At 68.2% G+C, this 25219-nt stretch carries 19 protein-coding genes and 1 pseudogene; 11 read left to right on the forward strand and 9 right to left on the reverse strand.

All coding sequences use genetic code 11. The features are described from left to right. Nucleotides 1-230: 230 nt before the first annotated feature. The 4 genes from ACWGRX_RS25780 to ACWGRX_RS25795 all read right to left on the reverse strand — a co-directional run bounded on the left by ACWGRX_RS25780 (nucleotide 231) and on the right by ACWGRX_RS25795 (nucleotide 4052). Nucleotides 231-1427 carry an NAD(P)/FAD-dependent oxidoreductase gene (locus ACWGRX_RS25780; protein ID WP_452119879.1) on the reverse strand — a complete coding sequence of 399 codons (1197 nt, stop codon included), beginning with the start codon at nucleotides 1425-1427 and terminating at the stop codon, nucleotides 231-233. Further along, nucleotides 1424-2785 carry an FAD/NAD(P)-dependent oxidoreductase gene (locus ACWGRX_RS25785; protein WP_452119880.1) on the reverse strand — a complete coding sequence of 454 codons (1362 nt, stop codon included), beginning with the start codon at nucleotides 2783-2785 and terminating at the stop codon, nucleotides 1424-1426. Before ACWGRX_RS25785 ends, ACWGRX_RS25780 begins: the two co-directional genes overlap by 4 nt. After that, entirely contained in the window at nucleotides 2778-3101 is a 324-nt protein-coding gene (locus ACWGRX_RS25790; protein ID WP_452119881.1) for a (2Fe-2S)-binding protein, read from the reverse strand. The genes ACWGRX_RS25785 and ACWGRX_RS25790 overlap by 8 nt, the downstream gene beginning before the upstream one ends. Before the next feature lie 132 nt (nucleotides 3102-3233). Continuing rightward, nucleotides 3234-4052, reverse strand: coding sequence for an IclR family transcriptional regulator (locus ACWGRX_RS25795; RefSeq protein WP_452119882.1), 819 nt, complete (start codon nucleotides 4050-4052; stop codon nucleotides 3234-3236). A 120-nt stretch (nucleotides 4053-4172) separates the two neighbouring features. Here ACWGRX_RS25795 and ACWGRX_RS25800 point away from each other — a divergent pair, with 120 nt between their 5' ends. From ACWGRX_RS25800 to ACWGRX_RS25830, 7 genes are all read left to right on the forward strand, one after another. Then, on the forward strand, nucleotides 4173-4946 hold the full coding sequence (locus ACWGRX_RS25800; protein WP_452119883.1) for an enoyl-CoA hydratase/isomerase family protein: 774 nt from the start codon (nucleotides 4173-4175) through the stop codon (nucleotides 4944-4946). Between the two features lie 67 nt (nucleotides 4947-5013). Beyond that, nucleotides 5014-6078: an ABC transporter substrate-binding protein gene (locus tag ACWGRX_RS25805; RefSeq protein ID WP_452119884.1), complete on the forward strand. Its 1065-nt coding sequence runs from the start codon at nucleotides 5014-5016 to the stop codon at nucleotides 6076-6078. A 12-nt stretch (nucleotides 6079-6090) separates the two neighbouring features. After that, entirely contained in the window at nucleotides 6091-7155 is a 1065-nt protein-coding gene (locus ACWGRX_RS25810) for an ABC transporter ATP-binding protein (protein WP_452119885.1), read from the forward strand. Further along, nucleotides 7152-8900, forward strand: a complete 1749-nt coding sequence (locus ACWGRX_RS25815) for an ABC transporter permease subunit (protein ID WP_452119886.1) — start codon at nucleotides 7152-7154, stop codon at nucleotides 8898-8900. Before ACWGRX_RS25810 ends, ACWGRX_RS25815 begins: the two co-directional genes overlap by 4 nt. A gap of 18 nt (nucleotides 8901-8918) precedes the next feature. Further along, nucleotides 8919-10454, forward strand: coding sequence for a class I adenylate-forming enzyme family protein (locus ACWGRX_RS25820; RefSeq protein ID WP_452119887.1), 1536 nt, complete (start codon nucleotides 8919-8921; stop codon nucleotides 10452-10454). Further along, on the forward strand, nucleotides 10451-11533 hold the full coding sequence (locus ACWGRX_RS25825; protein WP_452119888.1) for a hypothetical protein: 1083 nt from the start codon (nucleotides 10451-10453) through the stop codon (nucleotides 11531-11533). The genes ACWGRX_RS25820 and ACWGRX_RS25825 overlap by 4 nt, the downstream gene beginning before the upstream one ends. 109 nt (nucleotides 11534-11642) lie before the next feature. Further along, nucleotides 11643-12389, forward strand: coding sequence for an SDR family NAD(P)-dependent oxidoreductase (locus ACWGRX_RS25830; RefSeq protein ID WP_452119889.1), 747 nt, complete (start codon nucleotides 11643-11645; stop codon nucleotides 12387-12389). A 238-nt stretch (nucleotides 12390-12627) separates the two neighbouring features. On the opposite strand, the gene ACWGRX_RS25835 is transcribed toward ACWGRX_RS25830, so the two are convergent. From ACWGRX_RS25835 to ACWGRX_RS25845, 3 genes are all read right to left on the reverse strand, one after another. Beyond that, nucleotides 12628-14427 (reverse strand): ABC transporter permease subunit, encoded by a 1800-nt coding sequence (locus ACWGRX_RS25835; protein ID WP_452119890.1) that lies wholly within the window; start codon nucleotides 14425-14427, stop codon nucleotides 12628-12630. Next, on the reverse strand, nucleotides 14424-15542 hold the full coding sequence (locus tag ACWGRX_RS25840) for an ABC transporter ATP-binding protein (RefSeq protein WP_452119891.1): 1119 nt from the start codon (nucleotides 15540-15542) through the stop codon (nucleotides 14424-14426). The genes ACWGRX_RS25835 and ACWGRX_RS25840 overlap by 4 nt, the downstream gene beginning before the upstream one ends. Before the next feature lie 151 nt (nucleotides 15543-15693). Continuing rightward, nucleotides 15694-16776 carry an ABC transporter substrate-binding protein gene (locus ACWGRX_RS25845; protein WP_452119892.1) on the reverse strand — a complete coding sequence of 361 codons (1083 nt, stop codon included), beginning with the start codon at nucleotides 16774-16776 and terminating at the stop codon, nucleotides 15694-15696. Between the two features lie 278 nt (nucleotides 16777-17054). Between ACWGRX_RS25845 and ACWGRX_RS25850 the strand changes: the two genes are divergently transcribed. The 4 genes from ACWGRX_RS25850 (at nucleotide 17055) to ACWGRX_RS25865 (ending at nucleotide 22379) form a co-directional block, all read left to right on the forward strand. Next, a complete protein-coding gene (locus ACWGRX_RS25850) occupies nucleotides 17055-17858 on the forward strand; it encodes an IclR family transcriptional regulator (protein ID WP_452119893.1) in 804 nt (267 codons plus the stop codon). A 268-nt stretch (nucleotides 17859-18126) separates the two neighbouring features. After that, nucleotides 18127-19755 carry a thiamine pyrophosphate-requiring protein gene (locus ACWGRX_RS25855; protein WP_452119894.1) on the forward strand — a complete coding sequence of 543 codons (1629 nt, stop codon included), beginning with the start codon at nucleotides 18127-18129 and terminating at the stop codon, nucleotides 19753-19755. Nucleotides 19756-19758: 3 nt separating this feature from the next. Beyond that, on the forward strand, nucleotides 19759-20931 hold the full coding sequence (locus ACWGRX_RS25860; RefSeq protein WP_452119895.1) for an alpha-hydroxy acid oxidase: 1173 nt from the start codon (nucleotides 19759-19761) through the stop codon (nucleotides 20929-20931). Continuing rightward, a complete protein-coding gene (locus ACWGRX_RS25865) occupies nucleotides 20928-22379 on the forward strand; it encodes an FAD-dependent oxidoreductase (protein ID WP_452119896.1) in 1452 nt (483 codons plus the stop codon). Before ACWGRX_RS25860 ends, ACWGRX_RS25865 begins: the two co-directional genes overlap by 4 nt. Before the next feature lie 152 nt (nucleotides 22380-22531). Here ACWGRX_RS25865 and ACWGRX_RS25870 read toward each other — a convergent pair. Together ACWGRX_RS25870 and ACWGRX_RS25875 are read right to left on the reverse strand one after the other, a co-directional pair. Continuing rightward, nucleotides 22532-23127 (reverse strand): annotated as a pseudogene (locus ACWGRX_RS25870) (helix-turn-helix domain-containing protein); the annotation flags it as partial. Nucleotides 23128-24019: 892 nt separating this feature from the next. Next, nucleotides 24020-24598: a hypothetical protein gene (locus tag ACWGRX_RS25875; RefSeq protein ID WP_452119897.1), complete on the reverse strand. Its 579-nt coding sequence runs from the start codon at nucleotides 24596-24598 to the stop codon at nucleotides 24020-24022. Nucleotides 24599-25219 lie beyond the last annotated feature (621 nt).

Genomic DNA, 25219 nt, shown 5'->3' on the forward strand with positions numbered 1-25219 from the left:
CCCCGATCGGGGCCCTCGCCATATCCGCCGCTCCCCAACGCCAGTGGCCTGCTTTTACTCCGCCACGCTGGCCTGGAATCCGACCGCCGTTGACACCTGGCTCCGCATCCTAACGCATGGCCTGCCGCTGTACTTCCCGTAGATCAGCCGCTTCGCGGGGAATGGCTCGGATTGGTTCCTGGCGCTGAACGAGCGCTGCCGCGGAGAGCGCCGCAAGCCCTTGCTGCGCTTCAGCCCGTCGGTGGCGCCGCCGCCTTCGGCGCGGGCTCAACGGCATCGAACTCGCTTCGGAACTTGGCGTTGACCTCGACCCGATCCTTGAAGCGACCGATCGAGAACGGCGCGAGCGGCGTCGGCGTCGCGCCATCTAGGATCATTTCAGTCAAGCAGAGCCCAACGCCGGGGCCAATCTGGAAGCCATGGCCGCAGAAGCCGAAGGCATGGAACAGGCCAGGCGCGGTCTGGCTCGCGCCGATCACCGGGATCATGTCGGGCAGATAGCCCTCGATGCCCGACCAGACGCGGATGACATGGCAGCCAGCCAGCACCGGCGCCACCCTAGCAAGCGCCCGCATCGCCGCCAGCGTCTTGGCGGGCGGTACCGGCGCGCGGTTCGCCACCGGATCGGCGGCGCTGCGCGGATAGCCGGCGAGGATGACATTGCCGCGCGGGATCTGGCGGAAGATCACCGAGCCGTCGACCGCCTGGACCGAAGGCTCGATCAGATAGGGGAAGGGCTCGGTGACGAATTGCGGCGGCCCGGCCGGGAAAAGCGGCGCGCTCTCGCCGAAACGCTCGGCGATCTCCACCGCCCAGGCGCCGGCGGCGTTGACCAGCTGACCGCATTCGATCGCAAGGCCGGTATCGGTGCCCAGCAAAAAGCCGGAACCGACCGCCTTGCTCTCGATGACGCGGGCATTCTCGATGATGGTGACGCCGAGTGCCCTGGCGGCACGGGCCACCGCCGGGGTCACCAGCCGTGGATTGGCGGTTGCGTCGCGGGCCGAATAGGTCGCGGCGGCAACCTCGCGCCCGAGCCAGGGCCAGCGCCGCCTGAGCTCGGCGGGGCCGAGGCGCTCGATCGCGAGGCCATAGGATTCGCTGACATCGGCATAGGCCGCGAGCTTGCCGGCCTCCGCCGCGTCATAGGCGAGATAGAGATGGCCGCTGCGCTCGAATTCGCAGCTCTCGCCGACCAGCTCCTGCAGCTGCTCCCAGAGCTCTTGCGAGCGCAGCGATAGCGGGTACTGGCCAGGGAAACGGCCCTGCAGCCGCAGATTGCCGAAATTCACGCCGCTCGACTGGGCCCCGACCACGCCTTTCTCGACGATCACGACGCGCTGGCCGCGCCGGGCCAGGAATAGGGCGGTCCAGCAGCCGACCAGGCCGCCGCCGATGATCGCGACATCGGCAGCGAGCCGGCTCACCGCGGCTCACCCGCGGCCGAGAGCGCCAACGGCTTCACCGGCGCCTGGGCGCGCAGCCGGCCCGCGGCGGCGCCGGACAACTCTGCCACGCCGGCGACGATCTCGAGCAGGGCCGGGCCGCAGACCCGGCCCTGGCAGCGGCCCATGCCGCAACGGGTGATCGCCTTGACCCGGTTGAGCTCGGCCGGGCCGAGCTCGCGTGCCATCGCCTCCCGCACTGCGCCAATGCCGATATTCTCGCAGCGGCAGAGCACGACCTCGTCCGGCAAGGCGCGGATCTGCGCGACCGGCCAGGCGAAGGCCTGCGCCAGGCTGCGCTGGAACCGGCGCAGACGCTGCAGGCGCCGCCGCCGGGCGACGAGGCCGGGCGGCGCAGCGCCGCCAAGATCGGCCAGGACCGCGCTAGCGGCGACGACGCCGCTATCCTCCGCCGCATCGGCGCCGCCTATGGCCAGGCCGTCGCCGGCGAGATAGAGCCCCGGTGCCGCCCGGCCCTCGGCATCGGCCTGCGGCAGCCAGAGCCGGTAGGTTTCGTCGAAGGCGAGCCTGGCGCCGGCCAGCTCTGCGAGCTGCGTCTCGGGCTTCAGCCCATAGCCGAGCGCGATCGCATCGCAGGCGAAGCGCTGCTCGCGACCATTCCGGTCGCGCAGCAGCAGCGCCTGGACCTGGCCGTCGCCCTCGACCGCCAGCGGCGTCGCGCCATGCCGCAGCGGCACGCCGGCGAGCAGCGCGCCGCCGAGATAGAAGGCGCCACGCAGCAAGGTGCGCGGCGCCCGCAGCAGCCCCGGCAGGGCGGCGAGCTTGCCGGCGAAAGGCGTGGTGTCGGCGATGACGGCGACCTCGCCGCCGAGCTTGCGATATTGCTGGGCGGCGAGGGCCAGCAGCGGCGAGGAACCGAGGAAGGCGACGCGCCGGCCGATCAGGCAGCCCTGATCCTTGAGCGCGACCTGGGCACCGCCGAGGGTAAAGACGCCGGGTTTCGTCCAGCCCGGAAAGGGCGCGACCCGATCCATGGCGCCGGTGGCCAGCAGCAGCCGCTCGAAGCCCAGCGTCGTCGCGACGCCCTCGCTGAGCAGATGCAGGGTCTTGCCGTCGATTGCCCAGGCCAGGGTTCCCGGGCGGTAGTCGATCCGCGGCCGCAGAGCAGCGAAGCGCGCATGCAGCCGGGCGTATTTGCGGGCCTCGCTGCCCATCAGCCCGGCCATGTCGAGATCAAGCCCGGAGGCGGGCCGGCGATAGCCCTGGCCACCCGCCTGCGCGCCCTCGTCGATCAGGGTGACCTGCCGCCCATGCGCGGTCAGCAACTCGGCCGCGGCGATGCCGGCCGGGCCGGCACCGATAATGACGACCTCAGCCATGCGGGGGCAAAACGGGCCGGCTGGCGAGGATCATGCCGGCGGCCACTGGCGTCGTGCAGGCCCGAAGGCGTCCGCCGCTCTGCGACCAGACCCAACAATCCTGGCAGGCGCCCATCAGACAGAATCCGGCGCGCGGATCGTCGCCGAATTCGGAACGGCGCAGCAGGCGGCCATGGGCGAGGAGCGCGGAGAGCACGCTCTGTCCGGCGGCGGCGGCGATCGTCTGCCCGTCGAAGCTGAGCGAAAGCGGCTCGCCTCGCATCGCGGCGACACGGTGGAACTGGCCGCCGGCGCGGTGCTCCCCGGACGCGATCATCGGACGCTGTCACCGCTGCGCATGCCGCCCACCCCTTCCGGCATAATAATATTATCTCTATGCGATAACTATTTGCGTATAAAAATAGTCCCGCAGTTGTCCGGCGGCGTCAAGCGGGCATTTGTCCCGGCCTCAGATTCGCGAGATCGCCCGCGCGGTCGCGATGATCAGCGCGGAAAAGCGGGTCACGACCTCCTCGCGCGAATAGCGCGAGCAGGAGACTGCGATGTTGACCGCACCGTCGGGGCGGCCGCGATGGTCGAGCACCGGCGCCGCGATCGAGGCGTCGCCGAGATAGAACTCCTCGAAGGCGGTCGCATAACCCTGGTCGCGCGCCTGACCGATCTTGGCGACCAGGGCCTCGCGCTGCCAGATCGTCGAGGGCGTGTGCTGCCGAAGTTCGGAGCGGTCGAGCATGGACAGCGCCTCCTCCTCCGGCAGGCGCGAGAGCATGGCGATGCCGGGCGCGGAGCAATAGGCCGGCATGCGGCTGCCGATGATGACGTCGGTATGCAGAACATGGCGGCTGAGAAAGCGCGAGACGAAGATGATGTCGGTGCCGTCGAGCATGGTCAGGTTGACGGTTTCCTCCGTCTCCTTGCTGAGATGCATCAGATAGGGCATCGCGCGATCGACCAGCCGGCTGCTCCGGAAAAAATGATGGCCGACCTCGAGCGTCTTTGCGGTCAGCTCGAAACGTTTGGTCTGCTGGTCCTTGCTGAGATAGCCGAGCCGGGTCAGCGTATGGGTGAAGCGCTGGGCTGAGCTGATGTCCATACCGGTCACCGCCGCGACCTGCGACAGGTTCAGCGTCGGATTCTGCCGGCCGAAGGCCGAGAGCACGCGGAACGCCTTGTCGACCGACAGTACCATCAACGGGTCGTCGGCCTTTTCCGCCGCCGCGGCGCCGCGCTTGCGGCTCGAAGGGTGGCTCGCGTCGAGCGTCGTCATGCGTGATCTCTCCTTGCCGGATCAATGGTCGCGCGAAGCCCGGTTGACAAGCTCGCCCATCTGGTTCGATCATTCAATAGAAGTTATTGCATAACGATAATCGAACGGCGGGGAGCAGCCATGAAGGAATCCATCCTCAGCGAAGTCCGGGGGCCTGTCGGGATCCTGACGCTAAACCGCCCCGACAAGCTCAATGCCTGGAACACCCCGATGCGCACCCGTTTGGTCGAGGCGCTGGAGGCGCTGGAGGCCGACCCGACGGTGCGCGCTATTATCTTGACCGGCGCCGGGGACCGGGCCTTCGGCGCCGGCCAGGACCTGAACGAGACCAAGACCTTCGACCCCGACCGGGCCGAGCTCTGGATGGGAGAATGGGAGCGCCTCTACGACCGCATCCGTGCGCTTTCGAAGCCGATCATCGCGGCGCTGAACGGCGTCGCCGCCGGCTCGGCCTTCCAGGTCGCGTTACTCTGCGACCTGCGCATCGGCCACGCCGGCGTCACCATGGGCCAGCCGGAGATCAATTCCGGTATCGCCTCGACCACCGGCCCATGGATCATGCGCGAGCTGATCGGGCTCGGCCGCACAATCGATCTCACCCTGACCGGGCGGATGATGGACGCCGAGGAGTGCTACCGGATCGGCGTGATCAACCGACTGGTGCCGCAGGAGAAGGTGCTGGAGGCCGCGCTCGCACTCGCCAACGAGCTCGCCGACAAGCCGCCTGTCGCGATGCGGCTGAATCGCGCGCGCTTTCGCGAGGTCACCGAAGAGGGTTTCCGCGACTCCCTCAAGGCCGGGATACGCAACCAGCGCGAGGCCTATGCCACGGGCGAACCGGCGCGCATGATGGAGGCCTTCCTGGCCAAGAGGGCTGCACGCAAGAACGCCTGAGACTGCACCGATCCATGCCTTCCGACGAGGGGAATGCGGGGGAAACCTGCAACAACGGGAGAATGCCATGACGACGAAGCAGACGACCAGCAGACGCGAGGTGATCAAACTGACGGCCGGCGCCGCGGCGGCCGGGATCTTCGCTCCGGCGCTTTCGGGCCGGGCCGTGGCGGCGACGCAGATCACCGTGGCCGATCCCGGCGGGCCCTTCGGCCAAGCGTTCCGGAAAGCCTTCTACGATCCCTTCGAGAAAGCCACCGGCAACAAGGTGATCAATGTCGCGCGCGAGGCCGAGCCGACCGCGCAGTTCAAGGCGATGGTCGAGACCAAGTCCTATACTTGGGACGTCTGCACGCTGACACTCTCGGCGCGCGACATCCTGGCCAAGCAGGGCCTGCTCGAGCCGATCGGCTTCAGCCATGCCGACGTGCCCGGCATGATGCCCGAGGCCGTCTCGCCGCTGTGGATGGGCACCGACGTCTATTCGACGGTGCTCGCCTACCGCACCGACCGGGTCAAGAATGCGCCGACGAGTTGGGCCGACTTCTTCGACGTCGAGAAATTCCCGGGCCGTCGGGCCCTGCGCAAGAACCCGATCGACACGCTGGAGCAGGCGCTGCTGGCCGACGGCGTGAGCCTCGACCAGCTCTACCCGCTCGATGTCGAGCGCGCCTACAAGGTGCTCAACAAGATCAAGCCGCATGTCGCGGTCTGGTGGACCGGCGGCGCCCAGTCGACCCAGCTGCTGCAGAGCGGCGAGGTGGACATGATCCCCGGCTGGAATGCCCGCTTCCAGGCGGCGATCGACGGCGGCACCCCGGCCAGAATCGTCTGGAACCAGGGCCTCTATTCGCTCGAGGGCTGGTCGATGCCCAAGGGCGGGCCGCGCTCAGACGTCGCGCGCCAGTTCATCAAATTCTGCGCCGACCCCAAGGGCCAGGCGCTGTTCACCGAGATCCTGGCCTATGGGCCGACCAATCTCGACGCCTACAAGACCATCCCCGAGAAGCGGGCGGCCGACCTACCGACCTCGCCGCAGAATCTTAAGCAGATGCGGCTCGCCAACGAGGACTGGTGGGCCGCCAACCGTTCGGCGGTGACCGAGCGCTTCAACGCCTGGCTCCTGAGCTGACGCGGCGGCGCCGTGACGACACGCGGGAACGACAGCTCACCGGCGAAGCTCGAGGTCGAGGGCCTGTGCAAGCGCTATGGCGCGACCACGGCTCTCGAACCGAGCTCGCTCAGCGTGGCGGAGGGCGAGTTCCTCACCTTGCTGGGGCCGTCCGGCTCCGGCAAGACCACGCTGCTGCAACTGATCTGCGGCCTGGTCGAGGCGACGCAAGGGCGCGTCGTCATCGACGGGCGCGACCAGTCCGACACCCCGGTCCACCAGCGCGATATCGGGCTGGTGTTCCAGCACTACGCGCTGTTCCCGCATCTGACGGTCGCCGAGAACATCGCCTTTCCGCTGAAGATGCGCGGCCGCAGCGCCGCGGAAGTCGCGGAACGGGTCAAGGGCGCACTCGACATGGTCCATCTCGGCCATCTCGGCGCGCGCTTCCCGCGGGAATTGTCGGGCGGCCAGCAGCAGCGCGTCGCACTCGCCCGCTGCTTCGTCTACCAGCCCTCGATCATCCTGATGGACGAGCCTCTCGGCGCCCTCGACAAGAAGCTGCGTGAGCACATGCAGATCGAGATCAAGCGGCTGCACCGCGAGAGCGGCGCGACGATCATCTATGTCACGCATGACCAGGAGGAGGCACTGGCGCTGTCCGACCGGATCTGCCTGATGAACCATGCCAGGATCGAGCAGCTCGGCACGCCGCGCGAGATCTATGAGCAGCCGCGCACCGCCTTCGCCGCCGACTTCATCGGCCTCTCCAACATCCTGCGCGGGCAGGCCGAAACCGACGGCATGCTGGCGACGCCGCATGGCCGCTTCGCCCTGCCGGAGGGCGTGCGCTGCGCCAATGGCACAGGGGCGCTGGTGATCCGGCCGGAGCATCTGCGGCTCGGCCTGCGCGAAGGCAACCATATCCGCGGCCGCGTCAGCGAGATCGTCTATGCCGGTTCGGAAACGCGGGTGATCGCCGCCTTCGGCGAGGACGCGCAATTCGTGCTGCGGCTCGGCCCGGACGAGGCGGTGCCCGGTCTCGGCGAGGAGATCGTCGCCGGCTGGGCCCGTGAGCGAGCGGTGCTGGTCGGATGAGCACGGCAGCGGCAGCACCGGCCACGGTCCGCAAGCGACGGCAGCTCGGCGCGCTCTGGCTGGCGGCGCCGGGGCTCGCCTTCCTGGCGGTGTTCTTCGTCTATCCGGTGGCGCAGCTGCTCGGCCTCAGCCTGTGGAACGCCGAGACCGGCTTCTCGACGGCGACCTATCAGCGCATCGGCGCGACCGACGTCTATCTGCGCGTGCTCGGCATCACCTTCAGGATCGCCGGCTACACCGCACTCGCCTCGCTGGTGATCGGCTATCCGCTGGCCTACTGGCTGGCGCGCATGCCCGAACTCTTCCGCGGCCGCATGCTGCTCTTCGTGATGATCCCGTTCTGGACGAGCTATCTCGTCAAGACCTTCGCCTGGATGATCGTTCTCGGCCGCAGCGGGCTGATCAACACGCTGGTGCTCGGCAGCGGCGTCACCGACCAGCCGCTCAGCCTGCTGCACAACGAGTTCGGCGTGATGGTCGGCATGGTTCACGCCATGGTGCCGCTGGCGGTGATGACCATGCTGCCGGTGATGAGCGGCATCGACCAGCGGCTGGTGCAGGCGGCGCAGACCCTCGGCGCCGCCCCGGCGCGAGCCTTCTGGCTGGTCTATTTCAAGCTCTCCTTGCCGGGCGTCACGGCGGCGGGGCTGCTGGTCTTCATCTCCTCGCTCGGCTTCTTCATCGTGCCCGCCTTCCTCGGCGGCCGGCGCGAGACCATGCTGGCGCAGCTGATCATCACCCAGGTGCAGGAGCTGCTGAACTGGCCCTTCGCCGGGGCGCTGGCGGCGATGATGCTGGCGGCGGCGCTACTCTCCTGCTGGCTCTACGATAGGCTCTTCGGCCTCTCGACGATCTCGGGCGGCGCGGCCCATGAGGGCAGCGGGCTGATCCGCACGCTTGGCCTGAAGATCCTCGGCGCCATCGCGCAAATCAGCGCCGGCCTCGCCGATCTCAGCCGCCGCATCCTCGGCAAGCGCGGCAACGGCATGCTGCTGCCCGCCTTCGCTTGGCTCGCCATCGCCTTCCTGGTGCTGCCGACCCTGCTCGTCATCCCGCTCGCCTTCACCTCCTCGCAATTCCTGGAATTCCCGCCGCCGGGCTACAGCCTGCAATGGTTCAGGACCTATTTCGACTCGCCGCTCTGGATCCAGGCGACGATCCGCTCCTTCGCCGTCGCCTTCGCCACGGCGCTGGCGGCGACCGCGATCGGCGGCTTCGCGGCGCTGGCGCTGGCGAACAGCCGGACGCGCTGGGGCGGGCTGATCTTCGCCCTGTTCCTGGCGCCGATGATCGTGCCGCGCATCGTCATCGCCGTCGGGCTGTTCTACCTGTTCGCCCGGATCGGCCTCGTCGCCACCGATCTCGGCCTGATCATCGGCCACACCGTGCTCGCCATCCCCTTCACCATGGTGACGATCTCGGCGGTGCTGAAGACCTATGACCAGCGCCTCGACCAGGCCGCCGCGACGCTCGGCGCCAACCGGCTGCGGACGCTCGGCTTCGTCACCATCCCGCTGGTCAAGGGCGGGCTGGTCGCCGCCTTCCTGTTCGCCTTCATCACCTCCTTCGACGAGCTGACCATCGCGATTTTCGTCAGCGGCGGCATCAAGACGACGCTGCCCAAGCAGATGTGGGACGACATGATCCTGCAGCTCAACCCGACGCTGGCCGCGGTCTCGGTCGTCGTCTTCGTGGTCGTGACCAGCCTGCTGCTGCTGGCCGAACGCTTTCGCCGCGCCAACTGAGCGAGATCCGGAGTTCCGATGGCATTCGACGACGAGGGATTTGTCGGGCTCCTGCGGGAGCGGGCCGGACGCGACCCTGACGGCCTCTATGCGCGCTTCGAGGGCGAGCCGCTGAGCTATGGCGCGCTCGATGAATGGGCGAGCGCCTTCGCCGCGCATCTGCGGCAGCTCGGGATCGGGCCGGGCGAGCGCGTTGCGGTGATGATGCGCAACAGCATCGCCACGCTGGCGGTGGTCTTCGGCCTCGCCAAGGCCGGCGTCGCCTGGGTACCGGTCAATGCCCAGCAGCGCGGCGAGGGGCTGCGCTATCTGCTCAGCCATTCCGGGCCGCGGCTGGTGGTGGCCGATGCCGAGCTCGCCTTGCTGGTGGCGCAGGCGCGGCCAGAGGCCGATTCCCCGCCCGTGCTGATCCATGGCGAGGGCGGGCGCCTCGATGCCGTGCTGTGCTCGGGCGCGGGCTTCGACGAGGCGGCGCCCGCCGCCGACGCGCCCTTCGCAATCATGTACACCTCCGGCACGACCGGGCGGCCCAAGGGCGTCATCGTCTCGCACCGCATGCTGCGGCTGGCGGCGGAGGGGGTCGCGCTGGTCTCGGCCGCGAAGCCCGGCGAAGTGTTCTTCGTCTGGGAGCCGCTCTATCATATCGGCGGCGCCCAGCTCCTGCCCATGCCGATGATCCGCGACATCACGCTCGCCTTCGTCGAGCGCTTCAGCGCCACCCGCTTCTGGGCCCAGGTCAAGGGCGAGGGCGCGAGCCATATCCACTATCTCGGCGGCATCCTGCAGATCCTGCTGAAGCAGCCGCCCGGCCCGCTCGACCGCGACCATGGCGTGCGGATCGCCTGGGGCGGCGGCTGCCCGCCGGACATCTGGCCGCAATTTCAGAAGCGCTTCGGCATCGAGATCCGCGAATGCTACGGTATGACCGAGGCGTCGAGCATCACGACCTGCAATTACAGCGGCGTGGTCGGTGCCGTCGGCCTGCCGATGCCCTGGTTCACGGTCGAGCTGCAGGCCCCCGCCGGCAGGCCCGCGGCGCCGGGCGAGCGCGGCGAGATCGTGGTGCGCACCAGCAAGCCAGGCGCGCTCTTCACCGGCTATCTCGACAATCCCGAAGCCACGGCCAGGGCGCTGCGCGGCGGCGCGCTGCACACCGGCGATCTCGGCTCCTTCGACGCGGCCGGCAATCTGCGCTTCCACGGCCGGATGACCGACAGCGTGCGCTGCCGCGGCGAGAACGTCTCGGCCTTCGAGGTCGAGCATGTTGCCGCCGAGCATGAGGCGGTCGAGGACTGCGCCATGATCGGCGTCGCCGCCGAGATCGGCGAGCAGGAGATCAAGCTTCTGGTCAAGCGCAAGCCCGGTTCGAGGCTCGACGCAGCCGAAATGTCGCTCTGGCTCGGCCAGCGCCTCGCCCCCTATCAGAACCCGCGCTACATCGCCTTCGTCGACGAGTTCGAGCGGACGGCGAGCCAGCGCATCATGAAGCACCGGCTCTCGACCAGCACCGATGATTGCTGGGACCGGGCCGCGACGCAGGAACGCCGCCGATGACCGCTTGCGACATTCTGGTCTCCGGAACCGGCGGTTTCGCCGCGCGGATCGCCTTCGACATCGCCGCGACCGCGAGCACGCCGGTCACTATCGTCATCGCCGGGCGCAATCGCGGCCGGCTCGACTGGCTGCGCACCGCCGCCAATGCGCGGGCCTCGATCTTCCGACGCCCGGCCAGGTTCGAGAGCTTCGCGATCGACCTGCTCGAGCCCGACGCCGCCGCACGCCTGCTGACGGCGACGCAGCCGCGCGTTCTGGTGCAGGCGGCCTCGATCCAGACCTCGCAGGTCATCGCCCAGACCGGCAACGCCTGGACGCGGCTCGTCGCCGAGGGTGGGCTGAGCGCGACCGCGGTGTTTCAGGCGCTGATCTCGTCGCGGGTCGCGGCCGCGATCACCAGCGCGGGCAGGCCGATCGCCTTCGTCAATTGCGGCTTCCCCGACGTTGTCAACGGCATGATCACCGCCCAGGGCCACGCCGTCGCCTGCGGCATGGGCAATGTCGCGATCCTGTCCAATGTCTTCGCGGGTTCGGCGAGCGTCCGGCCCGGCGCCGAGGTCAGGACGCTGGCCCATTACCAGACCATCGGCGCCTGGCGCCGGCCGCCTTCCGAGCGGACGGGCCCGACGCCGCGCGTCTGGGTCGACGGCGCCGAAGTCGAGGATGTCTTCAGCCGTTTCGCCGATGTCCAGCTCACACCCGAACCAGCGATCGAGATCTCCGGCGCGAGCGGCGTGCCGATGATGCTGGCCATGGCCTCGGGCGGCGAGTGGCGCGGCCATGTGCCCGGCCCCAACGGCCTGCCGGGCGGCTATCCGGTCAGGCTCTCGGCCGGCAAGGTGACGCTCGATCTGCCGGCCGGCGTCTCGGCGCAGGAGGCCATCGCATGGAACCGGGCCTTCGAGGAACGCAATGGCCTGACCGTCACGCCGGATGGGCGGGCGATCTATAGCGGGCGGCTGCGCGACGGCATCGCCGCCCATGATGCGGGGCTGGCGGACGGCTTCGCCATCGCCGATCTGGAAAGCGTCTGCACGAAGATGCTGGCCTTGCGCGACCGGCTGATGGCACAGCCTTGAGCGGCCCCGCCATCCCGGCCTGACCAAAAGGCAGCGCGCCGGCTGCGGCTGCAGCGCGAACCGACGGCGCGGCCACGAGGCCGCGATGCGACAGCAAGGAGAAGACGATATGCGATTGAAGGGAAGATCCGCGATCATCACCGGCGGCGCCGGCGGGATCGGCCGGGCGATCGCCGAACGCTTCATCGCCGAGGGCGCCTCGGTCATGCTCGCCGATATCAACGAGGCCGGCCTGGAGGCTGTCGCCAAGGTGCTGAACTGTCCCTGGCTGCGCACCGATGTCGCGAAGAAGGCCGACCTCGTCGCACTCGTCGACGCCGCCACAAAGCAGTTCCCGACCCTCGACATCGTCGTCAACAATGCCGGCGTCATCCATGGCGCCGACCTGCTCGACCTGACCGAGGAGGATTTCGACCGCGTCCTCGCCATCAACCTGAAATCGGCATTCCTGCTGTCGCAGGCGGCGGCGCGCCAGATGATCCCGCACAAGCGCGGCAGCATCATCAACATGTCCTCGGTCAACGCCATCCTGGCGATCCCGAACCAGATCCCCTACGCGGTCTCGAAGGGCGGGCTGAACCAGCTGACCAAGGTGCTCTCGATCGGGCTCGCCCCGCATGGCATCCGGGTCAACGGCATCGGCCCGGGCACGATCGACACGGCGATCGCCTCCGCCGTCATCACCGACCCCGCTGCCGAACGCCGCGTTATGTCGCGCACCCCGCTCGGGCGCCGCGGCGAGGCCGCCGAGGTCGCGAGCGTCGCCGCCTTCCTGGCGAGCGACGACGCCTCCTACATCACCGGCCAGACGATCTATCCCGATGGCGGCCGGCTCGGGCTGAACTACACGATGTGACGCGTCGCCCGGCTCTCGAAGGAGGCCTCCGCGAAAGCGCGGCGAAACGCCCCCCTTCCCCCGTCTGGGGAAGCGGGGCGAGCGACCGGGTTCGCATTTGCTTGTAGGAGCGGATCGCCTTGCCCTTGCCGCGGGGCGCCCCAATTTTTCGCCCCCCTGCCCCTCCCCACAAGGGAAAGGGGTTTTCGCGGCGTTCCCGGGTTTTGCAGAGGCCTCGAAGGGAGGGGCGGCCGGCCGCTCAGCGCGCCGAGCGCCTCTCCAGCCAGCCGACGAAACCGATCAGCAGCGTCACCAGCAGCAGGAGCAGGGTCGAGGCCGCCGCCAGCGTCGGCGTCACGCTGAGCAGCGCATCGTCCCACATCTGCTTCGGCAGCGTCGTCGTCAGCCCGCCGGTGACGAACAGCGCCAGGGTCAACTCGTCGAAGGACGTGATCAACGCGAACAGGAAGGCCGAGATCAGCCCGGTCCGGATCAGCGGCAGGGTGACGCGGCGCAGCGTCGCCAGCCGCGGCGCGCCGAGATTCCAGGCCGCCTGATCGTAGCGCGGATCATAGTTCTTCAGCACAGCCATCACGGTGATCACCACATAGGGGATGGCGAGCACGGTGTGGCCGAGAATGAGCCCGGTATAGCTGCCGACGAGGCCGAGCTTGGCATAGGCGTAGAACAGCGCCACCGCGATGATCATGCGCGGAATGATCAGCGGCGACAGGATCAGCGCCAGCAGGACCGTCTTGCCGCGCATGTTCTCGCGGGCGAGCAGGAAGGCGACCGGCGTACCCAGCAGCATGGCGAGCGTCGCCGTGCCCAGTGCGACGAGCAGCGAACGCAGCGCCGCCTGGGCCCAGAGCGGCGATTCGAACAGAGCATGGTACCATTTCAGGTCGAAGCCGCGCGGCGGCCAGTCGATGGTGCCGCCGCCGGTGAACGAGACCGGAACCATGATGAAGGCGGGCAGGCAGAGGAAGAGCACGACGCCGACCGCGATCACCCACTGCACGGCCGGCCCGTAGGCGGAGCGCGGCCGCTCGCCGGCGGTCCGGCTGCGCCAGGCAGGAAACAGCACGGCATCGGTGACATGGCCGAGGCCAGCGCAGAGCTTCAGGCCGAGGCGCGCCGGCCAGCCCGAGAGCCCGGCACCACCACGCGCCGGCGCGCTCCCGCCGCCGGCCAGGGTCGAGAGGCCGAGCAGCCGGTCGTAGACATAGAAGATGACCAGCGCGACCGCGAGCAGCAGCATCGACAGGGCCCCGGCGAAAGACCAGTTTAGCATCTCCTGGATCTGCTCGATGATGACCTGGGTGATCATCGTCTCGAAGCGGCCGCCGAGGAAGGCCGGGGTTATGAAGAAGCCGAGCGATGTGATGAAGACCAGGAGGCCGCCGGCGGCGACGCCGGGCAGGGAAAGCGGAAAATAGATCCGCCAGAAGGCGCTGCCCGGCCGGGCGCCCAGCGTCAGCCCAGCCTTCACGCTGTTCTGGTCGATCGTCTCCATCACCGAGACCATGGTCAGGATGCAGAGCGGGATCATAGCATGGCTCATGCCGACGATGACGCTCGGCAGGGTGTAGAGCAGGTTCGCGGGCACATCGATCAGGCCGAGCGCCTGCAGGAACTGGTTGATCATGCCTTGCCGGCCGAGCAGAACGAGCCAGCCGAAGGTGCGCACGAGGAAGCTGGTCCAGAACGCCAGCAGCACCCAGAACATCACGCCCGACTTGGCGCGCCGCGAGCGGGTCGCCACGAGATAGGCCACCGGATAGCTGGCAAGCACCGTCGCGACCGTGGTCCAGGCCGCGATCTTCAGCGTCACCAGCATGACATTGACATAGACGTCAGCGGTGAACAGGCGGACGTAATGGGCCAGGCTGAAGCTGCCATCGCCGGCCCGGAAGCTCAGCGACAGGAGCTGCCCCACCGGCACGAACATCAGCGCGGCCAGGAAGAGCAGAACAGGCAGGCCCTTGAGCCAGCGACCGGCCGCGCCGGACAGAAGGCCCGGCCGGCTCCAGTCGCGCGCGACGACGGCCCGGCTCACGACTGCCCCCCGGAATCCTCGGCGAGCACGACGCCGCGCTCCTCGGCCCAGCTGACGAAGACCTTGTCGCCAGCCACAAGCTGCCGCGCCGCCGGCGCCGTCAATTCAAGGCAGAAGACGGTGCCGAGCCCGTCCAGCGCGATATATTGGCGCGTGGTGCCGCCGACGAACAGCGTCTCCAGCAGGGTGCCGGCCAGGACGTTGCCGGTCGCTGGCAGCTGCGAGGTCACCGACAGACTCTCGGGCCGGACCATCAGCCTGACCCCGGCACCGGCGGCCTCGCCCGCGCCGGCATTGGCGCGGATGAGGCGCTCCTGGCCGGCGCAGGCCAGTTCGAGAACCTCGCCCTCGCGCCTCGCCACCTTCGCCTCGATGAAGTTGGATTCGCCGAGGAAATCGGCGGCGAAATGGGTGCGCGGCCTGAAATAGAGCTCCTGTGGCGCCCCCAGTTGCTCGATGCGCCCGCCATTCATCAGGCAGACGCGGTCCGACATGGTCAGCGCCTCCTGCTGGTCATGGGTGACATAGAGGATCGTCGTGCCGATCTGGCGGTGCAGATGCTTGATCTCGAGCTGGAGCTGGTCGCGCAGCTTCTTGTCGAGCGCGCCGAGCGGCTCGTCCATCAGGATCAGGCTGGGCTCGAAGACCAGGCAGCGCGCCAGCGCGATGCGCTGCTGCTGGCCACCGGACAGCGCGCGCGGCAGCCGGTCGGCGACATGGGGCAGGCGCACGACATCGAGCGCCCGGCCAACCGCCGCCTTGATCTGCGCCTCGTCAACCCGGCGCATGCGCAGCGGGAAGGCGATGTTCTCGAAGACGCTGAGATGCGGAAAGAGCGCATAGTTCTGGAAGACCATGCCGATGCCGCGCTCCCAGGGCGGGGCGTAGGTGGCGTTGCGCCCGTCGATGGCGAGCCGGCCCTGATCGGGCTGGAGCAGGCCGGCGACCATCAGCAGCAGCGTGGTCTTGCCCGAGCCTGAAGGGCCGAGCAGGGTCATGAACTCGCCGGCGCGGACCGTCAGATCCGTCGGGTGCAGCGCGGTGAAGTCGCCATAGCGCTTGGTGAGCCCTGCGACGACCAGTTTCTCCGGGGCCGGCATTGCCCCGGTCGACATGCTCTTCTCGTTCGTCATCGCCCCTGGATCGGTTGGACGCGGATCGCGTCTGCGCGGCGGCGGGCGCGTGCCCCGCATGCGCCGCGGCTATCGTCGGATGGCTGGCCGGAGCGCGGGGCGCGACCGGGAATCCGGCCGCGCGCCGCCGCGCTCAGGTCAGCAGCCAGGCGTTGAAGCGCTCCGCAACCTTGTCGCGGTTGGCGGCCCAGAAGGCGTCGTTGATCTGCAGGCTGTTGCCGCGATAGGCCGGGTTGGTGGTCAGATGCTTGGCCCGCGCCTCGTCGATATGCTTGTAGGCATTGGGATTGGTCGGCCCGTTGACGATGAAGGGCGCGAGCGCCGCCTGGCGCTTGGCGTCCGAGGCAAAGCGGATGAACTCCCGGCAGATCTCGACATTGGCGCCGCCCTTGAGGATCGCCCAGACGTCCGTGCCCCAGATGTTGTTGTCATAGGAGATCGCGATCGGGGCGCCCTGCTCGGCTGCGGCGGCCGAGCGCGACGACCAGGTCGGGATCATGTCGACCTCGCCGGTGGCCAGCATCTGCGTCGCCTGCGCGCCGGAGGTCCACCAGGCGCTGACATGCGGCTTGATCGTGCCGAGCTTCTTGAAAGCGCGCTCGATGTCGAGTGGATACATCTGGTCCTTGGTGACGCCGTCGGCGAAGAGCGCGATCTCGAGCGTGTCGGCCGGGTTCTTGCGCATGGCACGCCGGCCGGGGAACTCGGCGACGTTGAAGAAGTCGGCCCAGGTCTTCGGCGCCTTGTCCTTGTACTTGTCGGTGCGGTAGCCCAGCGCGGTCGTATAGACCTCGACGCCGATCGCCAGCTCGTTGCGGAATTCGGCCGGGATCTCCTTGATCACCGGATCGTCGTCGAGCCGATGCGGCTCGATATAGTCGCCATCGGTCTTCAGCTGATGCACCGTCGCCATGCTGATGCCGCCGGCGATGTCCCAGGTCTTGGCGCCGGACTGGACGATGCCCTTGATCTGGCTGACCGGTTCGTTGGCCGAGCTGACGCCGACGACCTCGACGCCGGTCTCCTTCTTGAAGGGCTCGAAGAAGGCGACCTTGAAGGCATTGGAGAACGGCCCGCCGGGATCGCGTACGACGATGCGCCGCGACTGGGCCCAGGCCGAGGTCCACACCGCCGGGGCGGCGAGCCCGGTCGCGGCCACGCCGCCTGCCAGGAGCAGGCGACGGCGCGAGAGATGAAGCAGGTCTTTCGAGCTCATGATGTCGTTCCCCGTTCTGTTCGTGGTCAAGGGTAGCCAGGGCGTCGGCCGGCGAAGCCGGCGGAGCCTTGCCGCGCATGGGCCGAACCCGCCTTCAGGGTCGGATTTCGGGCCTCTCGCCAGGCTCCTCTCCTGGCTTCGCGGCGACGACGACGCTGGCGCAAGGCGACCTTGCGCTGGTTTGCCTATAGTGTATTTTTATGCAATACTTGGTATTAATGGTGAGACCGGCATTGCCTTCTGTCAACCGGAAATCTACGGGAAGAGCGGAGGTGGGCATGGCACGTCGAACGCGCCCCGAGGCGGAACAGGATCTGGCTGCTGGACCGGCCCGGCCGTCGCCGCTGCATGTGCGCTCGGTCGAGAAGGCCTTTCGCGTGCTCGACGCTTTCAGCCCGGCGCGGCCTTCGATGGGCCTAACGCAGCTCGCCAATCATCTCGGCATCGACAAGAGCGAGGCCCAGCGTTTTGTCTTCACGCTGATCGAACTCGGCTATCTCCGCAAGGACCCGATCAGCAAGGCCTTGCAACTCACGGTGAAGACACTCGATATTGGGCACAACTACCTGCGCTCCAATACGATCGTCCGCGGCGCCTCGACCTATCTTACGCATCTGAATACGCTGACAGACGAGACGGTCAATCTCGGCATCATGGACGACACTGAAGTCGTCTTCGTTCAGCGGATCGTCAGCCGGCACGTCTTCAACGAGAATGTGGTGATCGGCACCCGCCTGCCGGCCTTCTGCACCGCGGCGGGAATCGCGATGCTCGCCTATCTCGACCCTGCGGAGGCACGCGATATCCTCGAGCGTTCCGACCTCAGGCCGTTCACGCCGAACACGACCTATCGGCTGCCCGAACTGCTCGACAAGCTGAAGCTGACGGCCGACAAGGGCTATTCAGCCACCAATGGCGAGTATTACAGCGACATCTCGCTCGGGGCGGCGGTTCGCGATGCGCGCGGCGCGCCGGTCGCGGCGGTGACGCTGGCCTTGTCGAGCGCGCGGCTCTCGCTCGAGGAAGCCGAGCGCAAACTGGCGCCCCTGGTCATGGAAGCATCGCGTTCGATTCCGGCCTGACGCCTGATCTGTCTGTTTTTTCAGAAGCTTAGCATGACATCGCCGCGCCCCACCCGAGCAGGGCGGTGCGCAGTGCCGTAACCGGCCCGCCCCGGCATGCTGCGCCGCGACAACGGCAACGGCCGTTGACAAGCGCCGCGATCCGGTTTCACATAATAAATAGTATTTATATGCAATACATTCGCATGGTGTCCTGCACCGGCGACCACCCTTCCGCGCGCTCCGCCGGCCAGCCGGTGCCTGCCGTGCCCTTGTCGGAGAGCCCTCGATGAACGTTGCCCAGGCCATGGCCGCGATCCTGAAGAAGGAGGGCGTCGAGCTCTTGTTCTGCTACCCCTCGAACAAGGTGATCGACGAGGCCGCGCTGCTCGGCATCCGGCCGATCGTGGTGCGGCAGGAACGCACCGGGCTGCACATGGCCGACGCCTATTCGCGGCTGAGCTCGGGCAGGAAGATCGGCGTCTTCGCCATGCAGCACGGTCCGGGCGCCGAGAATTCCTATGGCAGCGTGGCGCAGGCCTATGCCGACTCGGTCCCCGTGCTCGTCATTCCGCAGGGCTATCCGCAGCGCGTCGCCGGCATCAAGCCGAACTTCAGCTCGGCGGTCAGCATGCGCGACATCAGCAAATCGGCCGAGGCGCTGGGCATCCCGGCCGAAGTCACCAACATCATGCGCCGCGCCTTCAGCCAGGTCCGCAATGGCCGCGGCGGGCCGGTGATCGTCGAGGTGCCGAACGATCTCTGGGCGGCCGAGCTGCCGGAGCCCGAAAACTACACCCCCGTCTCGGTCAGCCGCTACGGGCCCGATCCCGACGACGTCGCCAAGGCCGCCGACATCATCATCGCCGCCGCCAACCCTGTGATCCATGCCGGCCAGGGCGTGCACTACGCCCAGGCCTGGGAGGAGCTGAAGGAGCTCGCCGAACTGATCGCCGCCCCGGTCGCGACCACCTTGCCGGGCAAGAGCAGCTTCCCGGAAGACCATCCGCTCTCGCTCGGCTCCGGCGGCCTGACCTATCCGATCCCGGTCAAGACCTTCCTTGACGCCGCTGACGTGATCATCGGCATCGGCTGCAGCTTCACCGAGACGCTGTTCGCCGTGCCGGTGCCGACCGGTAAGCGCATCGTGCATCTGACGCTCGACCCGGCCCATCTCAACAAGGACGTGTTCGCCGAAATCGGGGTGATCGGCGATGCAAAGCTCGCCTTGCGGGCGCTGATCGGCGAATTGCGGGCACGCAGCTTCAGCTCGGCGAAGGGCGCCGAGAACGCCGCCCGCATCAAGCAGGCGCGCGACGCCTGGCTCGCCGAATGGATGCCGAAGCTGACCTCCGACGAGGCGCCGCTCTCGCCCTATCGTATCATCTGGGAACTGATGCAGGCGACGAAGGACGAGCGCACCATCATCACCAACGATGCCGGCCGGCCGCGCGACCAGCTGACGCCGTTCTGGATCTCGCGCGAGCCGCTGAGCTTCATCGGCTGGGGCAAGACCACGCAGCTCGGCTACGGGCTCGGCATCGCGATGGGCGCCAAGCTCGCCTGCCCCGACCGGCTCTGCATCAATGTCTGGGGCGATGCCGCCATCGGCTTCACCGGCATGGATATCGAGACCGCGGCGCGCGAGCGCATCCCGATCCTGACCATCCTGTTCAACAATGGCGGCATGGCCACCGAGCTGAAGAACATGCCGAGCGCCATCAAGCTCTATGACGCTCACAGGATCTCCGGAAACTATTGCGACATGGCTCGCGCCTTCGGTGCCTATGCCGAGCGGATCGCCGAGCCGCAGGAGATCGCCGCCGCGATCGCGCGCGGCATCGCCAAGACCAAGGAAGGCCAGCCGGTCCTGCTGGAATTCATCACCGCCCAGGAAACCGCGATGTCCAAGCTGTGAGCCATGCACCTCGACCGTTGCTTCAACATCGAGGATCTCCGGCAGGCGGCGAAGGCGCGCCTGCCGCATGGGCTGTTTTCCTTCATCGACCGGGCGACCGAGGACGATCTTGCCCGCGACCGCAACCGCGAGGGTTTCCGTAACCTGCGCCTGCTGCCGCGGGTGCTGGTCGACGTCGCCGAGCGCTCGACCGAGGCGCTGCTCTTCGGCCACCGTCAGGCCATGCCGCTCGCGGTCGCTCCGGCCGGGCCGGCGGGCCTGTTCTGGTACAAGGGCGAGGCGGCCCTGGCGCGCGCCGCAGCGGCGGCCCGCGTGCCTTTCACCCTCTCGACCTACTCGACCACCGGGATGGCCGAGATCGCCGAGACCGGGGCGACGATCTGGCAGCAGCTCTATCTCTGGAACGATCGCTCCCTGACCGAGGCGATCGTAGCGCGGGCCCGGGAGCTCGAATTCCAGGCGCTCGTCGTCACCGTCGACACGCCGGTGCTGGGGCAGCGCGAATACCTCCAGCGGGACCGCTTCATGCCGCCCTGGGGCCCATCGCTCGGCGCAATGGCGGAGGCGATGCTGCATCCGCGCTGGCTCATCGGCGTGGCACTGCGCTATCTCGCCAGCGGCGGCCTGCCGCGCGTCGTCAACATGCCGCTGCCGGCGGCCGGCGCGGCGGCGCAGGCGGAGATGGCACGGCGGACGGGCCTCAGTCAGTCGGTGACCTGGGACGATATCGCGCGGCTGCGGCAGGCCTGGCCGCGGGCGCTGGTGATCAAGGGCATCCTGCGGCCCGAGGAGGCCGAACGCGCCGTCGCTCTGGGCTGCGACGGCGTCGTCGTCTCCAATCACGGCGGGCGCAATCTCGACAGCGCGGCGAGCCCGATCGACCTGCTGCCTTCCATCGTCGCCGCGATTGGCGGCCGCGCCACCGTGCTGCTCGACAGCGGCGTCCGGCGCGGCAGCGACATCCTCAAGGCGCTGGCGCTCGGCGCGAGCGGCGTCCTGGTCGGCCGGGCACCGCTCTATGGCGTCGCAGCCGGCGGCGAGGCCGGTGCCCGGCACGCACTCGAGTTGCTGCGCTCCGAGCTCGACCGCACGATGGCGCTGACCGGCTGCCGAAAGCTCGACGAGATCAGCGCCGATCTGATTGCAGCGCCGCTCATCGGGGAGAGGCAGCCATGACGGAAGACAACAGCGCGGACGTCATCGTCGTCGGGGCCGGCATTGCCGGCGCCTCGGCTGCGATCGAGGCGGCGACGCGCGGGGCGCGGGTGATCGGCATCGATGCCGCTGTCGGCTTCGGCGGCACGGCGCGGCTCGCCGGCGGCGGCGCCTGCGTGCCGGGCACCGCCATGCAGAAGGAGCGCGGCGTCGCGGATTCGCCGGCGCTCGCCTTCGCCGATCTTTCAGCCGGCGGCCATGATTTCGACCGCGACTGGGCCCGGGCCTATTTCGAGCGCGCCAATGCCGAGGTCTTCGAATGGCTCGCCGGGCTCGGCATCGCCTTTCCGGACCTCCGGCATTTCGAAGGCGACAGCGTGCCGCGCTTCCACCGGCCGCTGAATGGCGGCGCCGGGCTGATGGCCGGACTCTGGCGGCACGGGGCTGGCCTCGGGCTCGACCGGGCCTGGCGCTTCGGCCTGCGGATGACCGATCTGATCGTCACCGGAGGCAAGGTTCGCGGCATCGTCTGCCGTAATGCCCAGGGCGACAGCGAGGAATTCCTCGCACCGGCCGTCATCGTCGCGATCGGCGGCTTCGCCGCCAATGCCGCGATGATTCGTCGCCATGCACGCTGGCTCGACCAGGCGCCGCGCGTGCTCGCTGGCGGCGGCCCCGGCGCCCAGGGCGAGGCGATCGCGATCCTTGGCCGGCATGGCGTGCGCTTCGGCCATCTCGGCGACCTCTATTGCTATGCCACCGGCGTGCCGGACTATCGTGACCCGAGCGGCGAGCGTGGCGTCGTGCTGCGCGGTGCGACCGGCTGGCTCTGGCTCAACCGCGACGGCGTCCGCTTCCATGACGAGAGCCAGGCGACCAGCGGCAATGTCGCGGTGCCGCGCCTGCTCGAACAGCCGGAGGCGACCGGCTGGGCGATCTTCGATGACGCCATGCTGGCGCAGGTGACGGTCGACGACCACCACGTCCCGCCGGGCTCCGAAACCGGCAACGCGGCGGCCCGCCGCCATCTCGCCCATTCCGCCCATGCCTGGCAAGCGCAGACGCTGGCAGAACTCTGGCGGCGCACCGGCATCGCGCCGGAAGGGGCTACGGCGAGCGTCGCCGCCTGGCAGGCCCTGCTCGCCTCCGGGCAGGACCACGACCCGACGACCGGCCGCTCGCTCGCCGGCTTGCAGCCCCTTCAGACACCGCCGTTCCACGCCGTGCAGTTCTTCCCGATCGGCCGCAAGGCGATGGGTGGGGTCCAGACCGACGAGGCCTGCCGGGCACTGACCGGCGATGGCAGCTGCCTGCCGGGACTCTATGCCGCCGGTGAGACCGCCGGGATGGCGGGCGGCCATATCGCCGGGCTCAAGCCGTTGGAAGGCATGATGGTCGGCCCCTCTTGCTTCAGCGGCCGGATCGCTGGAGCGATGGCCGCAAGCTTTGTAGCCGCAATCTCCGGCTAACCTCGGTTAGAGCCGTCCCTGGCCGACGCAGCGCAAGGCCGCGCGCTGCGCGGCTTAGGTAGGGGGCCGAACGACCAAAATTCATTGCTTTGGCCTGCTGCCGGTTTCGTGGACACCGAGATTGGGTGTTTCATGAAACCGGCAGCAGGCCAGAACTCGGACGCCGCCTTGATGACGATATAGGCTGGGCTGGTGATGAGATCATGCGCCTTCAGCAGCCGATCGACCGACGCTTCCGAGAAGAAGTAGCTCTTCTCGTCGGTGAAGCGCACCGCCAGCTCGCGCGGGCTGAGTTCAGTCTCGCGCAGCGCCATCTCGACGATCTCGGCCCGGATCGGGTCGGGAATCCGGTTCCAGATCCGGTCCGGCTTTGAACGATGATCGGCCAGCGCCTCGACCCCGCCGGTCAGATAGCGGTCGTACCGGCGGCAAAACGTGGCGCGCGGGATGCCGAGCTTGTCGAGCGTACGCCGCGCCGGCAGATGGGCGGCCTCGACGAGCCGGATGATCTCGGCCTTCTCGGATGGGGGATACCTCATATGTCGTCTTCCCCATCCGCCAGCATGCTTTTTTTGAGCAGGCGATTTTCCAGGGTCAGATCGGCCACGGCCTCCTTCAGCGCCTGTGCTTCACGGCGCAGCTCCTTCACCTCGTCGGAGGTCTCCGCGCGCGCCGTGTCACCGGCCAGCCGGCGCTTGGCCGCGTCTAGGAACTCCTTCGACCACCCATAATACATCGACGAGGCGATCCGGTCGACATTGGGGCAGTCGAGCGCCGGGTAGCGACGCCACATCCCGACCTGCATTGGGAAGTTGTGCGCGATCATCCGCCTGAGCGCGCCCGCAAAGGCCTCGCAGTTCGGGTGCTCCTGCGCGAGGCTGGTCACGGTCGTCTTCCAGCGGCCGAGGGCGGCCAGCCCGGAATAGCATTCGGGCGCCTTGACCGGATCGATCGCCTGGTAGGCGGACTCGCAGGCCTTGATCAGTTCCCGGTTCGCAAAGCGCCCCGGCTGATTCGCAGAACCGCTTATCCGCGGAGTATAGCGCACCATGTCGGCGCAATCGCTGCGGGCGCAGGCTGTCGGAAGGGTTTCGCAATCCTGCGAGCCTGGCTTGTTGTCCCCATCTCGCCCGCGCATGGCCCCGCTCGGCGCGGAGCCAGGCGTCGCCGGAGGCCGCGGCTGAGCAGCATCGACGGGTCTCGCATAGGCGAGCTCGATCGTGCCGCAGCGTCGATTGTCGAACGATCCTGCGAGGCGTTGCCCATCGGGCGAGCGACGGACCGTGAAGGCCAGCGAGGGATATCCCCTGGCCTGCAACAGCCAGCGCCCCGGCGATACGCGAAACTCGCCGCCCGGCAAGGCATGGGCCGTCACGACAAAGCGACCGATCGGTGGTCCCGCAGAGCCTGGTCCTCGAAACGAAAACCGCCTCCAAGACGCCTGCCGGCCTCATTCGCGAAGAGGATCGTGGCGCTCTGGAGCACACCGTCGCAGCTGAACGTCCCGGTCCATTCGCCGAGCAGCCCGCGGCCGCCGTTTTCCGCGATGGAGGGACCGCCCGACATGAGGACCGAGATTGCGAATGCGATGACCCATGCTCCGCGCATCTATCACTCCGGGGCCAGGTGCGAACGCTCCGTCACAAGCCGCAGACCCGGCGCATCAGCTGGGTGGCTTCCTCTGCGCCTCGCAGGCTGAAACTGGCCAGCTTCCGTCCCGTCGGATCGGAAATCGTCAGGAGGCCTCCCGCTTCGAAGGCGCTGAGGAAGTCCGGTGGCATCGGCCCTTCAGACGGCCAGGAATCGCCGGACGCCTCATATCGCATCCTGGCCTTGAAGGCCTGGCTACCGAAACCGCCCGTGACGGCGAAATTCATCGTCATTCGCCGACCGTCGACCCGGGGCAGGCCGGGAGGATTGAACAGCGTCATCCAAAGCCCGGGGCTGAGCAGAGCCGTGGCGCATCCGCCGGTCAAATGGGCCGTGCCGCCTGAGGCGCGCGCCTCGATGCTGACACCGCGTGGATTGGTATCGACCCTTGCGGGCCAGGCCTGGCTGGCCGCCTGTGCCAATACGCGGGGTGCCTCCGTCGCGTTGGCCGAACCGGGAGTTGCTGTCATGGACATGGCCAACAGCAGGAGCACAGTAATCGCATCCGTGCTGGATGACATCGCCATCGACCTCACCGCGCCCATGCAAGCCTCCAGCGTCGTCGACATCTCCAGCAGCGAGCAGTCGCGACGCTCTGCTCCAGCCCAGGAAATGCGCCATAGTTACCTTACGTTAACTATGGGCATCAAGGCATCCGTCTTCAGGCGGACGTCGCGAAGACGGCTCAAGTTCGCGCCCTAGCCGCGACAAGAACGAAACCACAGCGGCGGACTGCTCGGCATAAAACGGGAATGTCCGCTTTCCGGCAACGCGCGAATGCCCAGAAGTGCCGAAACCGAGGTCTTGAAACTCTTGGCAGCGATCCGAGTTTGGCAGCGATCCGAGTTCCGCTCATGGCGCAGGGCCAGTGTGCCTTGTGAGCCGGAGCGCGGGGCTCTTCGTCGGGCGCTAGTCCGCGCGATGCTGTTTCTGATGGGTGCCGCGTGAGCGTTCCCTTTCAGCCGCCCGAAACTGGCCTCAATGTGGACTGGCTGCGTTTTACAACGGGGCAGGGCCCCGGATGAGGTCGATTTCGGTCGCCCAGCTGCTACGCTCTCGATGTCACTTTGCGGGTTGACAGCAAAAGTCTGCTGCTGTGAAGGGTTTCGGATGCCGGTCCGTGCGGGCGGGGTCTGACCGGGCTGAGGGCCGGCGTCCGAAAGCCTCCAGGGGAGGAAGCCGCGGCCCGG

Source organism: Allobosea sp. NPDC055594 (genome assembly GCF_053618995.1).

What these genes read in the sequence shown, in the direction of transcription:
- ACWGRX_RS25800 (WP_452119883.1), top strand. Translation starts at nt 4,173, where the DNA reads ATGAAGGAATCCATCCTCAGCGAAGTCCGGGGGCCTGTCGGGATCCTG.
- ACWGRX_RS25820 (WP_452119887.1), top strand. Translation starts at nt 8,919, where the DNA reads ATGGCATTCGACGACGAGGGATTTGTCGGGCTCCTGCGGGAGCGGGCC.
- ACWGRX_RS25855 (WP_452119894.1), top strand. Translation starts at nt 18,127, where the DNA reads ATGAACGTTGCCCAGGCCATGGCCGCGATCCTGAAGAAGGAGGGCGTC.
- ACWGRX_RS25875 (WP_452119897.1), bottom strand. Translation starts at nt 24,598, where the DNA reads ATGTCGACGACGCTGGAGGCTTGCATGGGCGCGGTGAGGTCGATGGCG.
- ACWGRX_RS25785 (WP_452119880.1), bottom strand. Translation starts at nt 2,785, where the DNA reads ATGGCTGAGGTCGTCATTATCGGTGCCGGCCCGGCCGGCATCGCCGCG.
- ACWGRX_RS25825 (WP_452119888.1), top strand. Translation starts at nt 10,451, where the DNA reads ATGACCGCTTGCGACATTCTGGTCTCCGGAACCGGCGGTTTCGCCGCG.
- ACWGRX_RS25815 (WP_452119886.1), top strand. Translation starts at nt 7,152, where the DNA reads ATGAGCACGGCAGCGGCAGCACCGGCCACGGTCCGCAAGCGACGGCAG.
- ACWGRX_RS25850 (WP_452119893.1), top strand. Translation starts at nt 17,055, where the DNA reads ATGGCACGTCGAACGCGCCCCGAGGCGGAACAGGATCTGGCTGCTGGA.
- ACWGRX_RS25840 (WP_452119891.1), bottom strand. Translation starts at nt 15,542, where the DNA reads ATGTCGACCGGGGCAATGCCGGCCCCGGAGAAACTGGTCGTCGCAGGG.
- ACWGRX_RS25790 (WP_452119881.1), bottom strand. Translation starts at nt 3,101, where the DNA reads ATGATCGCGTCCGGGGAGCACCGCGCCGGCGGCCAGTTCCACCGTGTC.
- ACWGRX_RS25830 (WP_452119889.1), top strand. Translation starts at nt 11,643, where the DNA reads ATGCGATTGAAGGGAAGATCCGCGATCATCACCGGCGGCGCCGGCGGG.
- ACWGRX_RS25795 (WP_452119882.1), bottom strand. Translation starts at nt 4,052, where the DNA reads ATGACGACGCTCGACGCGAGCCACCCTTCGAGCCGCAAGCGCGGCGCC.
- ACWGRX_RS25860 (WP_452119895.1), top strand. Translation starts at nt 19,759, where the DNA reads ATGCACCTCGACCGTTGCTTCAACATCGAGGATCTCCGGCAGGCGGCG.
- ACWGRX_RS25845 (WP_452119892.1), bottom strand. Translation starts at nt 16,776, where the DNA reads ATGAGCTCGAAAGACCTGCTTCATCTCTCGCGCCGTCGCCTGCTCCTG.
- ACWGRX_RS25805 (WP_452119884.1), top strand. Translation starts at nt 5,014, where the DNA reads ATGACGACGAAGCAGACGACCAGCAGACGCGAGGTGATCAAACTGACG.
- ACWGRX_RS25865 (WP_452119896.1), top strand. Translation starts at nt 20,928, where the DNA reads ATGACGGAAGACAACAGCGCGGACGTCATCGTCGTCGGGGCCGGCATT.